This window comes from Agrobacterium sp. MCAB5, assembly GCF_052114365.1.
Lineage (GTDB): Bacteria > Pseudomonadota > Alphaproteobacteria > Rhizobiales > Rhizobiaceae > Agrobacterium > Agrobacterium tumefaciens.
This window is the reverse complement of sequence record NZ_JBFREP010000001.1, coordinates 59,760-73,385: the sequence shown is the minus strand read 5'-3', so window position 1 is coordinate 73,385 and position 13,626 is coordinate 59,760. Positions and strand designations below refer to the sequence as shown.

The window sequence follows — 13,626 nt, the reverse complement described above, 5'->3', positions numbered from 1 at the left end:
TCCGAAGGCTGGATATGAAAAGGGCGCAAGGTGAAAAATCACCATGCGCCCCAGACACATATCATATCATTTCGGGCAGGAATTGTCCGCCATATAGTCATGAACCTTGATGGTGCCGGCAATGATGTCGGCCTTCGCCTTGTCCACGGCGGCGGTCATTTCCGGCGTGATCAGGGCCTTGTTGTTGTCGTCGAGAGCATAGGCAACGCCGTCTTCCTTGACGCCGAGAGCAACGATGCCGGGGGTGAACTTGTCGTCCTTGGCATCCTTGTAGGCGTTGTAGACGGCCAGATCGACGCGCTTGACCATCGAGGTCAGAACCGAGCCGGGGTGCAGGTGGTTCTGGTTGGAATCGACGCCGATCGAGAATTTCTTGTTGTCGGCAGCGGTCTGCAACACGCCGATACCGGTCGCACCGGCTGCCGCGTAGATCACGTCAGCGCCCTGGTCGATCTGGTTCTTGGTCAGTTCGCCACCGCGCACCGGATCATTCCAGGCCGCACCCGTGGTGCCGGTCATGTTCTGGAAGACTTCGATCTTGTCGTTGGCAGCCTTGGCGCCCTGCGCATAACCACAGGCGAATTTACGGATCAGCGGAATATCCATGCCGCCGATGAAGCCGACCTTACCGGTCTTGGAGGCCATGCCTGCCAGAAGACCGACGAGATAAGAGCCTTCGTGCTCCTTGTAGACGACCGAGCGGACATTCGGCAGCTCGACGACGGAGTCGACGATGACGAACTTGGTGTCAGGGAATTCGGCTGCAACCTTTTCCATGGCCGACGTCCAGGCGAAGGACACGGCAACAACCGGGTTAAAGCCCTTGCTGGCGAAGTTGCGGATAGCCTGCTCACCCTGCGTATCGCTGGTCGGTTCAAAATCGCGGAACTCGATGCCCGTTTCTGCCTTGAACTTTTCAGCGCCAGCCGCGGCGGCTTCGTTGAACGACTTGTCGAACTTGCCGCCCGTACCATAAACCAATGCCGGCTTGATATCGGCAGCAAGCGCGGAAGCCGACATGGCGGCGAGCGCAAAAAGCGTCAGAAGGGATTTTTTCATTGTGCAGCCCTGTTGTTGCAATTGATATTTTAAGGGTCCTCCCGCAAACCCGTTGACCGGGAATGTCTGCGGAACCGCCAGCCGTTATCCCGGCTGTGCTTGGCTCATATCCTTGCATGGCTCAATGAAAAATTCATCCGGTTTTTTTGACCCGGTGGAAAAACTTTATTCTGGCGTTTTTTTGGTCTTTCCACCTGGGCAACGTGCAAAAAATCTAGTCGATATTGCAGCTTACGCCGGTTCCCCTGAGCCCGCAGTAGCCGCCCGGATTCTTGGCAAGATATTGCTGGTGATAGTCTTCCGCGTAATAAAATGTTTCAAGCGGTCCAATTTCGGTGGTGATGGCGCGGCCATGCCCCGCCTCGTCCAAAGCCTGCTGAAAAGCGTCGTGCGCCTTCTGCGCCTGCTGCAACTGGCCTTCGGTATTGGCATAGATGGCGGAACGATAGGTCGTGCCGACGTCGTTGCCCTGCCGCATCCCTTGCGTCGGATCATGCTCCTCGAAGAATATCTTAAGCAGGCCTGACAGCGAGATGACGGCCGGATCGTAGACGACCTTGACCACTTCGGCGTGGCCCGTCTGGCCCGTCGTTGTCTCCTGATAGGTGGGATTGCGGGTAAAACCGCCGGCATAACCCACCGCCGTCACCCACACACCCGGCGTCTGCCAGAACAGGCGCTCCGCACCCCAGAAGCAACCCATACCCAGATAGATGATTTCCAAACCATCGGGATAAGGCCCCTTCAAGGGCCGGCCATTGACGAAATGGGTCTCGGGCACGGCAAGCGCCTCTTCACGGCCGGGCAAAGCCGTCTCTTCGGTCGGCATCGTCGTCTTTTTTGAAAGCGTATCGAACAGGAACATTCGGTCCTCCGTGCGGCCGATTATGCCGCTTCTCAGGGTTCACATCTGCGGGGCGCGCGCGCTGTCAGTTGATAAATTCAGACTGACGAACGCCTCATCACTTTGCGCTTCCTGTAACCGGCCATCCAGCAAAGCAGGGATAGCGCGAGGAAAAAAGCAAATGCCGGCAGTCCCGACAGGGCATTTTCAATGAAGCGCCACGCTTCAGGGTGAATATAGTGAGCCAAGGCCGTTTCCACCATGGTGCGCGAGGCAGGAAGAAGATAGTCCCAGACGGACAGGATGCCGGTGATATTGACCGAGGATGTGGAAACCGAGCGGATCGAATCGAGTACGCCAAGAAAAACAGCTGCAATGAGAAGAAGAAAGCTCAAAAACCGCAAAAAAGCTTTCATCAGGATACCTCGGTTGCGGCCCGTCGTTTCGACAGCCATGTTTTGAAAGATATATTGCATCGATAAAGGCGGGAAAACCGGTTTGCAATCGCATCGGAAGGCAGGAAATTGCCGACAATTCAAAAAACTGTCAGATTCGTGTTGATCCCAGCGAATTCATCGGTATATATCGCGCCGTTCCAGTGATTTGCATTCCTCAAAACATGCAGATTTGAAAAAAGGACAGGTGGCCGAGTGGTTTAAGGCGCACGCCTGGAACGCGTGTGTGCGTGAAAGCGTACCGTGGGTTCGAATCCCACCCTGTCCGCCATTTCACCTCACCTCAATGACTTTATAAACGCGCCTCCGCATCGCCATGACCGTGGCAGTCAAAGTCACGTTTTTGCCCTTCTGCAAGCCTTGATGGCTATGCTTCTGCACTGACAGGGGTTTCATCCGCTTTTTTGCAGCGCTTCACCCTCTCTTGCGCCTTGCAGCAGGAAAAATCGCTCCTTATATACGCCGCATAACAGCAGCGAATACTGCAAATCCAAGTCAAGGAGTTGTCCATGGAATGCCTCACGGGGTTCCGACAGCTCGCTTCAAGGAGAGAAGAGCATGGCAAAAGTAATCGGTATCGACCTTGGCACAACCAATTCCTGCGTTGCAGTGATGGACGGCAAGGACACGAAAGTTATTGAAAACGCGGAAGGCGCGCGCACTACGCCATCCATGGTGGCATTTTCCGACGATGGCGAACGCCTTGTCGGCCAGCCGGCTAAGCGCCAGGCGGTCACCAACCCGACCAACACTCTGTTTGCGGTCAAGCGCCTCATCGGTCGCCGTTATGAAGACCCGACCGTCGAAAAGGACAAGGCTCTCGTTCCCTTTGAAATCGTCAAGGGCGATAATGGCGACGCATGGGTGAAGGCTCAGGACAAGAACTATTCCCCTTCGCAGATTTCCGCGATGATCCTTCAGAAGATGAAGGAAACGGCTGAATCCTACCTCGGCGAAAAGGTCGAGAAGGCCGTCATCACCGTTCCGGCATACTTTAACGACGCCCAGCGCCAGGCCACCAAGGATGCCGGCCGCATCGCCGGTCTGGACGTCCTGCGCATCATCAACGAGCCGACCGCAGCAGCCCTCGCTTACGGCCTCGACAAGAAGGACGGCAAGACCATCGCCGTTTACGACCTTGGCGGCGGCACCTTCGATATTTCCGTTCTGGAAATCGGCGACGGCGTTTTCGAAGTGAAGTCCACCAACGGCGACACCTTCCTCGGCGGTGAAGACTTCGACATGCGTCTGGTCGAATATCTGGCCGGCGAGTTCAAGAAGGATCAGGGCATCGACCTGAAGAACGACAAGCTCGCTCTGCAGCGCCTCAAGGAAGCTGCCGAAAAGGCCAAGATCGAACTTTCGTCCTCGCAGCAGACCGAAATCAACCTGCCGTTCATCACGGCTGATGCTTCCGGTCCGAAGCACCTGACGCTGAAGCTGACCCGCGCCAAGTTCGAAAGCCTGGTGGACGATCTGGTGCAGCGCACCGTCGCCCCTTGCAAGGCTGCCCTTAAGGATGCCGGCGTTACCGCTGCCGAGATCGATGAAGTCGTTCTCGTTGGTGGCATGAGCCGCATGCCGAAGGTACAGGAAGTCGTCAAGCAGCTGTTCGGCAAGGAGCCGCACAAGGGCGTGAACCCTGATGAAGTGGTTGCCATGGGCGCCGCCATTCAGGCCGGCGTTCTGCAGGGCGACGTCAAGGACGTTCTGCTTCTCGACGTGACGCCGCTGTCGCTCGGCATCGAAACGCTGGGTGGCGTCTTCACCCGTCTGATCGATCGCAACACGACGATCCCGACGAAGAAGAGCCAGACCTTCTCGACCGCCGAAGACAGCCAGTCGGCCGTGACGATCCGTGTCTCGCAGGGCGAGCGCGAAATGGCACAGGATAACAAGCTGCTCGGCCAGTTCGACCTCGTAGGCCTGCCGCCGGCACCCCGCGGCGTTCCGCAGATCGAAGTGACCTTCGATATCGACGCCAACGGCATCGTGCAGGTTTCGGCGAAAGACAAGGGCACCGGCAAGGAACAGCAGATCCGTATCCAGGCTTCCGGTGGTCTTTCCGACGCCGACATCGAGAAGATGGTCAAGGACGCTGAAGCCAATGCCGAAGCCGACAAGAAGCGTCGTGCGGGTGTCGAAGCCAAGAACCAGGCCGAAAGCCTCGTTCACTCCACCGAGAAATCGGTGAAGGAATATGGCGACAAGGTTTCCGAAACCGACCGCAAGGCTATCGAAGACGCCATTGCCAGCCTGAAGACGGCCGTTGAGGCTTCCGAACCGGATGCCGACGACATTCAGGCAAAGACCCAGACCCTCATGGAAGTTTCCATGAAGCTCGGTCAGGCCATCTACGAAGCGCAGCAGGCTGAAGCCGGCGCTAACGGAGAAGGCGGCAAGGACGACGTCGTCGACGCCGACTATGAGGAAATCAAGGACGACAAGAAGTCCGCGTAATAGCGTGGCTTCCCGTCTCCTGTCGATACATGCAAGACATCCGGCTGCCGAAGTGCAGCCGGAAATCCATTTGCGAGGCTTGTTATCTTAATGGCGAAAGCAGACTTTTACGAAACACTCGGCGTCAGCAAGACCGCGGACGAAAAAGAGCTGAAAAGCGCCTTCCGCAAACTCGCGATGAAATACCATCCGGACAAGAACCCGGATGATGCTGATTCCGAACGGAAGTTCAAGGAAATCAACGAAGCCTATGAAACGCTGAAGGACCCGCAAAAACGCGCGGCCTATGACCGCTTTGGCCACGCCGCCTTTGAAAATGGCGGCATGGGCGGCGGTGGTATGGGCGGCGGCGGTTTCGCCAATGGCGGCTTCTCGGATATCTTCGAAGACATCTTCGGCGAGATGATGGGCGGCGGACGCGCACGCCGCTCTTCCGGCGGTCGCGAGCGCGGCGCCGACCTTCGCTACAACATGGAAATCACGCTGGAAGAAGCCTTTGCCGGCAAGACGGCGCAGATCAGGGTTCCAACCTCGATAACCTGCGATGTCTGTTCCGGTTCCGGCGCAAAACCCGGCACGCAACCCAAAACCTGCGGCACCTGTCAGGGTTCCGGTCGCGTGCGCGCAGCCCAGGGCTTCTTCTCGGTAGAACGCACCTGCCCCACCTGCCACGGGCGTGGACAGACGATTTCCGATCCGTGCAGCAAGTGCCACGGCCAGGGCCGCGTGACGGAAGAGCGTTCGCTTTCGGTCAACATTCCCTCGGGTATCGAGGATGGCACCCGCATTCGCCTGCAGGGCGAAGGCGAAGCCGGCATGCGTGGCGGCCCGGCGGGCGATCTCTACATCTTCCTGTCCGTGCGTCCGCATGAGTTCTTCCAGCGCGACGGCGCCGATCTCTATTGCACCGTGCCGATCTCCATGACGACGGCCGCTCTTGGCGGCACCTTCGATGTGACGACGCTCGACGGCACGAAGTCTCGCGTCACGGTTCCGGAAGGCACCCAGCCAGGCAAGCAGTTCCGCCTGAAGGGCAAGGGCATGCCGGTGCTGCGTTCGGCGCAGACTGGCGATCTCTACATCCAGATCCAGATCGAGACACCGCAGAAGCTCAGCAAGCGCCAGCGCGAGCTGTTGCAGGAGTTCGAGCAACTCTCGTCCCAGGAGAATAATCCGGAATCGACCGGCTTCTTTGCCCGGATGAAGGAATTCTTCGACGGCTGATCTGCGGCCGTTACCCACTAAAAAAAAGCGCCGCCGTCTTTCGGGACTGGCGGCGTTTTTCGTTGATATCAGCCAGTAAAACCGCCCGCATCAAGATATTGCCGTTCCTCCGGCGTCGTTTCCCGCAGCAATATGTCGTTGCGATGCGGAAAGCGGCCAAAACGCGCGACGATATCGCGATGCTCTTCGGCATGGTGGAGATAAAGCCCGCCAAGCGGCCGGTTGAGCGTGCAGGCACGCTCCTGATCCTCGATGCTTTCCGAATGGGAAAAGGGCAGATAGAAAAAGACCCGCAAATCCTCGGTCACCGCCTGATCGTGGCCGCGACGGATGGCCTCGCTGGCGAACATGCGTGCCAGCGGATCGGTCGCATACATATGCGCTGTCTCGCGAAAGCAGTTACGCGGGAACTGATCCAGCAGAAGCATCAGCGCGAGGCTGCTTTCCGCACCGTCCAGCCAGCCATCCAATTCGCGCCTTGCAGCGGCAAAATGGGCATCGCGGAAACGGTCATGAAAGTGATCGTCGAAGGTGGCGTCCTTGTCGAACCACTTGTCCGGTCCTGCCTGCTTCCAGAAATCCACAATTTCGGCGGCAAGTGCGGCTGTATCGCTCGTCATGGGGTCTCCCTCATCAATAATGCGGCGGCCGGGTGATTGCGGGTGCGTCCAGCGACTGCTCCTCAAGGCTCAGGAACCTTTCCGTCAACCGGTCGAGCTTGGCGCGGGTCTGTTCCACCACCTTCCACTGTTCCGTCAGCTGGTCGGACAGTTCCTCTATAGTCTTGGCCTGATGCGCGATCGTTTCCTCAAGCGCAATGATCCGTTTTTCGGTTTCCGACGTCATATCGACCTCTCTTTCCCGCCCTTCCTTGGCCCTAAAAAGCTTCAAGTCAACCATATGCCGCTTCGGTGAACCGGATTCCTCACAGCGATCCCATCAACGCAGAAACGCCGGCGACATTTCCATCACCGGCGTTCCGAATATTTCGAGACCTGCTCAGTCTTCTTCTACGAAAACCTCTTCGCGCTTTTTCTTCACGCTGGGCAGGAAGACGATGATCAGCACCGCCAGAGCAATAAACAGCAGGGTAGCGCTGATCGGTCGGGTGACGAAGGTCGTCGGATCGCCACGTGACAGGATCATGGCGCGTCGCAGGTTTTCCTCCAGCAGTGGCCCAAGCACGAAGCCCAGCAGCAGCGGCGCCGGCTCGCAGCGCAGCTTCACGAGCACATAACCAATGAAGCCGAAGAAGGCGACGGCGTAGAGATCGAAGACGTTGGAATTAACGCTGTAAACTCCGATGGCGCAGAAGGCCATGATGATGGGGAAAAGCACGTAATAAGGCACCGTCAGCAGCTTCACCCAAAGCCCGATCAGGGGCAGGTTGAGGATGACGAGCATCAGATTGCCAATCCACATCGAGGCGATGATGCCCCAGAACAGCGCCGGCTGCTCGGTCGCAACGTTCGGGCCGGGCACGATGCCCTGAATGATCATCGCACCGATCATCAGCGCCATCACCGGGTTTGCGGGAATACCGAGCGTCAGAAGCGGGATGAACGATGTCTGGGCACCGGCATTATTGGCGGATTCCGGACCGGCAACACCGGCGACCGCACCGTGTCCAAACTCCTCAGGATGCTTGGAGACGCGTTTCTCGACGGTGTAGGATGCGAAGGCAGCGAGAATTGCACCGCCGCCGGGCAGGATGCCCAGTGCCGAACCGATGACCGTACCGCGCAGCACCGGGCCAACCATGGCCTTGAAGTCTTCCTTCGACGGCATCAGGCTGCTGACCTTGGCGATCAGCACCGAGCGCGTGCGCTCGTTTTCGAGATTGCGCAGGATTTCGGCGATACCGAATACACCCACCGCCACCGCAACGAAATTCAGCCCATCGGCATATTCACGGATGCCGAGAGTGAAGCGTGGCGCGCCGCTGTAGATATCCGTGCCGACCAGACCGAGCAGCAGGCCAAGCACGACCATGGCCAGCGCCTTGACGATGGAACCATGGGCAAGCGCGATGGATGAGACGAGGCCGACGACCATCAGCGAGAAATATTCCGCCGCGCCGAATTCCAGCGCAATCGCCGTCAAAGGCGGTGCAAAGACTGCCACGAGAAAGGTGGAAACCGTGCCGGCGAAAAACGAGCCGATGGCGGCAATTGCAAGTGCGGCACCCGCCTTGCCCTTGCGCGCCATCTGGTAGCCGTCAATGGCGGTAACGGCGGATGAGGATTCTCCCGGCATGTTGATGAGGATCGCCGTGGTGGAGCCGCCATATTGCGCGCCGTAATAGATGCCTGCGAGCATGATGAGCGATGAGACGGGCTCAAGCTGAAAGGTGATCGGCAACAGCATGGCGATGGTTGCGGTTGCGCCGATGCCCGGCAGCACGCCAATGAGCGTGCCGAGCAGCACGCCAATCAGGCAGAAAAACAGGTTTGCCAGCGACGTGGCCGTGACGAAACCGAGAGCAAGATTATCAAGCAATTCCATTACGGCACCTCAAAATTTAAGCCAGGGGCCGAAGCGCTGGAATGGCAGGCCGAGACCATAATTGAACACAGCAACGGAAAAGACCGTGATGGCGGCGGAAATAATGACGGCCATGAGCGGGCTCATCTTGTGCGAGGCGAAGGCTGCGATAAGGGCGCTGAAAAAAAGCGCCGGTACGAAACCAAGACCCCGGACCGTGAAACCGAAAAAGATCGGCGCGGGCAGGATGAAAAAAATCCCCCGCCAGGCGATTGCACCGAGGGCATCGCCCTGCACACGGGTGGCGCGAATGAATATTACCCCGCCAAGCAGGATCAGCACGATTGCCAGAACAAGCGGAAAATAACCCGGCCCCATGCGGAAGGCGGTTCCGATATCCAGCCCGAAAGACTGCAACGCGAAAAAAGCGCCAAAACCGATGAAAATTGCCCCACAGGCTGCCTCGGCAGGGTCAATGAAAAACGACTTCATGAAAGATGCCCCTCCACTGCGGCCGGTCACACACCGTTCCGCGCGTTAAATTGACGGCAAGAAGCCGGCGGCAGGGTGCCGCCGGCAATTGCTCCAACCATCAGTCGGCATATTGGCCGGCGCCCTCGATCACAGGCTTCCAGCGGGCGATTTCGCTTTCAAGCTTGGTCTTGAGCGCTGCGGGCGTCGCATCGGCTTCCGGGGAAGGCGTGGTGCCGAGTTCAGCAAAACGGGCCGCCACGTTCTTGTCCTTCAGCGCGACCTGCAGCGACTTGGAGAGCTTTTCGTTGATCTCGGCCGGTGTACCCTTCGGCGTGTAGATACCGTGCCAGATACCCACCTCAAGCTTCGGCAGGCCCGATTCGGCAACTGTCGGTACGTCCGGCAGCACGTCGAGCCGTTTGGCCGAGGTTACGGCATAGGCTTTAACGGTCCCGCCCTGGATTTGCTTGGTGGTGTTGGTGGTCTGGTCGCACATGATATCGACCTGTCCGCCGAGCAGGTCGGTCATGGCCGGGCCTGTGCCCTTGTAGGGAACAGTGACCAGCGGTGTCTCGATCGCGCTCATGAACAACATGCCGCACAGATGCGAAGCAGCACCGATGCCGGCATTGGCAACGGTGACCTTGTCCTTGTTCGCCTTGGCGTAGTCGATCAAACCCTTGAGATCCTTGGTCTCGAGCGTCTTACGCGACAGAATGGTCATCGGCACTTCCGTGACCAGTCCGACATATTCGAAAGCGTTCAGGGTATCATAGGCGAGCTTGCGATAAAGCGTGGCGCTCGTCGCCATGCCGATGTGATGCAGCAGAACGGTGTAACCGTCCGGATCCGACGCCGCCACGCGGCCAGCGCCCAGCGTGCCACCAGCGCCGCCGACATTTTCGACGATGATCTGCTGGCCGAGATCCTTCGACATGGATTCAGCGACAAGACGCGCGACCGTATCTGTCGGGCCACCGGCGGCAAAGGGCACGACCATGGTGATGTTGCGCTCGGGGTAGTTCTGAGCGGATGCAGAAAGCGCAAAAAGGGAAACGGCAGCGGCGGCAGCAAGGCCGGTAACTGTCTTCAGTATTTTCATCGATTCCTCCCGGATGAAAATGTTCGCCACTTCAGCCGCGCATGCTCCTCCATGGCGACCGGGGTGAGCCATTTGCGATCCGGGATTGCCGTTCAGCAACGGCGGTCTTGCGGCAAGGCGCGCTTTTATCGCCATCATGGGCAGCAATGGGTGGATTTCTACCCATACGGGCTCATCCATGGGTGGAAATCCACCCATCACACCTCGGTCATGTGCCGGTGCAGCTCATATTTCTGCATTTTCTCGTAAAGCGTTTTGCGTGAAATGCCGAGGCTCTCATAGACGGATTTCAGATTTCCGCCGTGGGCGGCGATCGCGCGCGCAATAAGGCTTTTTTCATAAGCGGCGACCCTTGCGGCAAGCGCCGCCTTGCCATCGCCCTCAAATGGCAGCGAGGTTTCGGAGACATCGCTTTCCAGACCGAGAACGAAACGGTCCGCCGCATTGCGCAATTCCCGGACATTGCCCGGCCACTCACGCAGGGAAATGACTGAGAGCAGATGCTGCGGAACGTCCATATCTTCCCGACCGTAACGGGCAGCAGCCTCCCGCACCAGATGCAGGAAAAGCAGCGGTATGTCGGCACTGCGCTGCGAGAGGGACGGCACGAGAATCGTCGCCACGTTCAGGCGGTAGAGAAGATCGGCACGGAACCGCCCTGCCGCGACTTCCTGCTCCAGATCGACCTTGCTGGTGGCGATGAAGCGGACGTCGAGCTCGACTGTTTCATTGGAGCCGAGACGGGTGATCACCCGTTCCTGCAACACGCGCAGGAACCGGCCCTGCAATTCAAAGGGCATGGAACCGATCTCGTCCAGCAATATGGTGCCGCCGCGGGCGTGCTCGAACTTGCCGTAGCGCGGGCGCAGTGCGCCGGGAAAAGCGCCAGCCTCGTGGCCGAACAGCTCGCTTTCGATCAGCGTTTGCGGAAGGGCGGCACAATTGATGGCGACAAAGGGCCGGTTGGCTCTGGCGCTGATATCGTGAAGTGCGCGCGCCACCACTTCCTTGCCCGCACCGGTATCGCCGACAATGAGCGTATCGGCATCCGTCGCACCGATGGCGCGAATGCGGTAACGCAGATCGACCATGACCTGGGTTCTGCCGGGCAGACGCGTTTCGAGATCGTCATGCTTGCCCGCCACCGCCTTCAGGCGGCGGTTTTCCAGTACCAGTGCCCGCCGGTCGTTGGCTCTTTTTATGATGCCGGCGAGATATTGGGGGGTGAAGGGCTTTTCGATGAAGTCATAAGCACCGTTGCGCATGGCATTGACGGCAAGCTGCACATCGCCATGGCCCGTCATCAGGATGACAGGTATTTCCGGGTCAAGCTCCCGCACCTTCTGCAGCAGCGTCATGCCATCCATGCCGGGCATCCTGATATCGCTGACCACGACGCCATCGAAGCTGTAGCCGATGAGTTCAAGCGCATGTTCGGCGCTCGCCAGCATGGTGACCGCAAAACCGGAAAGTTCCAGCGCCTGCGCGGTGGAAAAGCGCAGTTCCTCCTCGTCATCAATCAACAGAACCCGCGACATGGTCATTCCGCCGCCACCTCCACACGATAGGCTGCTGCCGGTAATTCGATCTCGAATTCCGCGCCGCCGTCTTCATGGTTTCTGACACGCAGCTGGCCGCCAAAATCCTTGATGATGTTGTAGGTGATGGAAAGGCCGAGACCAAGGCCACGGCCCACGCCCTTGGTGGTGAAGAAGGGATCGAAGATGCGCTCCGAAATCGCCGGAGGAACGCCCGGACCTCGGTCACGAATGAAAATCGAAACCGTCTGACCGTGCAGCACGGCTTTCAAAGCGATGCGACGATCCTCGCGCCCTTCCACCGCATCGGCGGCATTGGAGATGATGTTGACCAGCACCTGCTGCAGCCGCACCGGCCCGGCCTTCACCGCAAGCGGCACCGGACCAAGATCAACATCCAGCACCGCATCGGCGGCCTTCAGCCGTGCTCCAACAATTTCCAGCGTATCGCGAAGGACGGCATCCAGCGCGACCGCAGCCATTTTCTCATTGGGTTTGCGGGCAAAATTTCTCAGATGCCTGCTGATAGAAGCCATGCGATCGATAAGGCCCGAAATACGCCTGAGGTTTTCCGTCACCTCTTCCAGACGTCCACGTTCCACGAGAAGAGAGGCGTTTTCCGCATAATTCTTGGCGGCTGCGAGCGGCTGGTTGAACTCGTGCGAAAGTGCTGCCGACATTTGCCCGAGCGCTGCAAGCTTGCCCGCCTGAACCAGGTCATTCTGCATCTTGCGCAATTGTTTCTCCGTCTGGCGGCGCTCGGCGATTTCGTGTTCGATCTCACGGTTCACCCGCGCGAGATCGGCTGTGCGCTCCTCCACCCGCCGCTCCAGCTCCGCCTGAGCTTCGGCCTGGTGGGTCAGGCGTTCGCGCAGGCGCCGCCGTCTTTGCAGCATGGCGGCGACCACGGCAGCCGCAAGACACAGGCAGAGGATGATCGCGATCATCGCCGTCTTGACCTGCGTCCTGAGTGAGCCGGTATCCATCAGCACGCTGACCGTCCAGCCCGCGTCGGGCATCGGCTGCGACAAGACGAGATATTCCCTGTCACCGTCGTTCTGGCTGATCGTCATCAACTGATGAGAGCCGAAATTGCCGTTTTTCAGCGGCAGTTCCTTCAGGTCGGCATTGGCGTAACGCCGGGATGCCGCCGTGCGCGCAAGCCTTTCCGGTGTCAGCGGCATCAGGCCGGAATAAAGCCACTGCGGCGTTCCGGTCATAAAGATGATGCCTTCCGGGTCCGATACGAGAATGCGGTTTTCACCATCGCCGAACGACGCCTCTATGCCTTCAATATCGACCTTGAAGACGATGACGCCCTTGATCTCCTCGTTGAAGAGAATAGGCGCGGAAAAATAATAACCGCGCTTGTGGGAGGTGGTGCCTAGCGCAAAGAAACGCGACGGGAAGCCCTTGGCGGCATCCTGAAAATAGGGACGGTAGCTGAAATTCTCACCGACGAAGCTCGTGGGTCCATCATAGTTACTGGCGGCGATGGTCACTCCGTCCAGCGTGATGATGTAGATGTCAGAGGATTCCAGCAATGTATTGATGGATTTGAGATAGATATTGGCGCGCTGGCGCATCGCCTCATCCTGTGGATGCGCGACAAGCTCCTCAATGTCGTCGTGATCGGCGATCAGGGCGGGCAGCGGCTCGAAACGGCTCAAAAGCCCGCCAAGAGCCGAGACGGCCAGCCTGAGGGTGGTGCGGCCCTGATCGGAGACTTCGCCGAAATAGCTTTCCGCAATGATGCCGCTGCCCTTGGTCACGGCGCCGTAACCGAGGCCGAGGCTGAGCAGCGTCAATAAAATCCAGCGATATTTCACCGAAGCGCCCCTCCCCGTTGCAGGCATCAGACCTGCTCTCCCGAACAGAGTGTAGGAGGAGTGATCGGATTTTCCAAGTAACCGAAAAAAGCAGCTAAACGACCTGAAAACAAAAAACCGGCCACGAGGGCCGGTTTTCCGTAAAGATTATTTCAGA

Annotated in this window: 12 protein-coding genes and 1 tRNA gene; 3 read left to right on the top strand and 10 right to left on the bottom strand. The window is 58.5% G+C overall.

The features are described 5' to 3' along the window. Positions 1 to 66 precede the first annotated feature (66 nt). From AB4Z23_RS00335 to AB4Z23_RS00325, 3 genes are all read right to left on the bottom strand, one after another. Entirely contained in the window at positions 67 to 1,059 is a 993-nt protein-coding gene (locus AB4Z23_RS00335; RefSeq protein WP_003514392.1) for a BMP family lipoprotein, read from the bottom strand. Positions 1,060 to 1,273: 214 nt separating this feature from the next. After that, positions 1,274 to 1,924: a peptide-methionine (S)-S-oxide reductase MsrA gene (gene msrA / locus AB4Z23_RS00330; RefSeq protein WP_019564547.1), complete on the bottom strand. Its 651-nt coding sequence runs from the start codon at positions 1,922 to 1,924 to the stop codon at positions 1,274 to 1,276. Positions 1,925 to 2,001: 77 nt separating this feature from the next. Next, positions 2,002 to 2,319 (bottom strand): hypothetical protein, encoded by a 318-nt coding sequence (locus AB4Z23_RS00325; RefSeq protein ID WP_065688473.1) that lies wholly within the window; start codon positions 2,317 to 2,319, stop codon positions 2,002 to 2,004. Positions 2,320 to 2,539: 220 nt separating this feature from the next. On the opposite strand from AB4Z23_RS00325, the gene AB4Z23_RS00320 reads away from it, so the two are divergent. From AB4Z23_RS00320 to dnaJ, 3 genes are all read left to right on the top strand, one after another. Next, positions 2,540 to 2,629: transfer RNA gene (locus AB4Z23_RS00320), tRNA-Ser, on the top strand. A 287-nt stretch (positions 2,630 to 2,916) separates the two neighbouring features. Next, positions 2,917 to 4,818: a molecular chaperone DnaK gene (gene dnaK / locus AB4Z23_RS00315; RefSeq protein ID WP_003514373.1), complete on the top strand. Its 1,902-nt coding sequence runs from the start codon at positions 2,917 to 2,919 to the stop codon at positions 4,816 to 4,818. A gap of 90 nt (positions 4,819 to 4,908) precedes the next feature. Further along, entirely contained in the window at positions 4,909 to 6,042 is a 1,134-nt protein-coding gene (gene dnaJ, locus AB4Z23_RS00310; RefSeq protein WP_003514371.1) for a molecular chaperone DnaJ, read from the top strand. A gap of 68 nt (positions 6,043 to 6,110) precedes the next feature. On the opposite strand, the gene AB4Z23_RS00305 is transcribed toward dnaJ, so the two are convergent. The 7 genes from AB4Z23_RS00305 to AB4Z23_RS00275 form a co-directional block, all read right to left on the bottom strand. Beyond that, a complete protein-coding gene (locus tag AB4Z23_RS00305) occupies positions 6,111 to 6,662 on the bottom strand; it encodes a DUF924 family protein (RefSeq protein WP_421614106.1) in 552 nt (183 codons plus the stop codon). A 13-nt stretch (positions 6,663 to 6,675) separates the two neighbouring features. After that, positions 6,676 to 6,888: a SlyX family protein gene (locus AB4Z23_RS00300; protein WP_013635242.1), complete on the bottom strand. Its 213-nt coding sequence runs from the start codon at positions 6,886 to 6,888 to the stop codon at positions 6,676 to 6,678. Positions 6,889 to 7,041: 153 nt separating this feature from the next. Continuing rightward, on the bottom strand, positions 7,042 to 8,547 hold the full coding sequence (locus AB4Z23_RS00295; RefSeq protein WP_013635241.1) for a tripartite tricarboxylate transporter permease: 1,506 nt from the start codon (positions 8,545 to 8,547) through the stop codon (positions 7,042 to 7,044). Positions 8,548 to 8,556: 9 nt separating this feature from the next. After that, positions 8,557 to 9,018, bottom strand: a complete 462-nt coding sequence (locus tag AB4Z23_RS00290) for a tripartite tricarboxylate transporter TctB family protein (protein WP_003514354.1) — start codon at positions 9,016 to 9,018, stop codon at positions 8,557 to 8,559. A gap of 100 nt (positions 9,019 to 9,118) precedes the next feature. Continuing rightward, positions 9,119 to 10,102: a tripartite tricarboxylate transporter substrate-binding protein gene (locus tag AB4Z23_RS00285; protein WP_026330668.1), complete on the bottom strand. Its 984-nt coding sequence runs from the start codon at positions 10,100 to 10,102 to the stop codon at positions 9,119 to 9,121. Between the two features lie 197 nt (positions 10,103 to 10,299). Continuing rightward, positions 10,300 to 11,646: a sigma-54-dependent transcriptional regulator gene (locus AB4Z23_RS00280; RefSeq protein WP_003514350.1), complete on the bottom strand. Its 1,347-nt coding sequence runs from the start codon at positions 11,644 to 11,646 to the stop codon at positions 10,300 to 10,302. Continuing rightward, entirely contained in the window at positions 11,643 to 13,496 is a 1,854-nt protein-coding gene (locus AB4Z23_RS00275; protein WP_083211587.1) for a sensor histidine kinase, read from the bottom strand. The genes AB4Z23_RS00280 and AB4Z23_RS00275 overlap by 4 nt, the downstream gene beginning before the upstream one ends. Positions 13,497 to 13,626: the final 130 nt, after the last annotated feature.

What these genes read in the sequence shown, in the direction of transcription:
- AB4Z23_RS00335 (WP_003514392.1), bottom strand. Translation starts at nt 1,059, where the DNA reads ATGAAAAAATCCCTTCTGACGCTTTTTGCGCTCGCCGCCATGTCGGCT.
- msrA (WP_019564547.1), bottom strand. Translation starts at nt 1,924, where the DNA reads ATGTTCCTGTTCGATACGCTTTCAAAAAAGACGACGATGCCGACCGAA.
- AB4Z23_RS00325 (WP_065688473.1), bottom strand. Translation starts at nt 2,319, where the DNA reads ATGAAAGCTTTTTTGCGGTTTTTGAGCTTTCTTCTTCTCATTGCAGCT.
- dnaK (WP_003514373.1), top strand. Translation starts at nt 2,917, where the DNA reads ATGGCAAAAGTAATCGGTATCGACCTTGGCACAACCAATTCCTGCGTT.
- dnaJ (WP_003514371.1), top strand. Translation starts at nt 4,909, where the DNA reads ATGGCGAAAGCAGACTTTTACGAAACACTCGGCGTCAGCAAGACCGCG.
- AB4Z23_RS00305 (WP_421614106.1), bottom strand. Translation starts at nt 6,662, where the DNA reads ATGACGAGCGATACAGCCGCACTTGCCGCCGAAATTGTGGATTTCTGG.
- AB4Z23_RS00300 (WP_013635242.1), bottom strand. Translation starts at nt 6,888, where the DNA reads ATGACGTCGGAAACCGAAAAACGGATCATTGCGCTTGAGGAAACGATC.
- AB4Z23_RS00295 (WP_013635241.1), bottom strand. Translation starts at nt 8,547, where the DNA reads ATGGAATTGCTTGATAATCTTGCTCTCGGTTTCGTCACGGCCACGTCG.
- AB4Z23_RS00290 (WP_003514354.1), bottom strand. Translation starts at nt 9,018, where the DNA reads ATGAAGTCGTTTTTCATTGACCCTGCCGAGGCAGCCTGTGGGGCAATT.
- AB4Z23_RS00285 (WP_026330668.1), bottom strand. Translation starts at nt 10,102, where the DNA reads ATGAAAATACTGAAGACAGTTACCGGCCTTGCTGCCGCCGCTGCCGTT.
- AB4Z23_RS00280 (WP_003514350.1), bottom strand. Translation starts at nt 11,646, where the DNA reads ATGACCATGTCGCGGGTTCTGTTGATTGATGACGAGGAGGAACTGCGC.
- AB4Z23_RS00275 (WP_083211587.1), bottom strand. Translation starts at nt 13,496, where the DNA reads ATGCCTGCAACGGGGAGGGGCGCTTCGGTGAAATATCGCTGGATTTTA.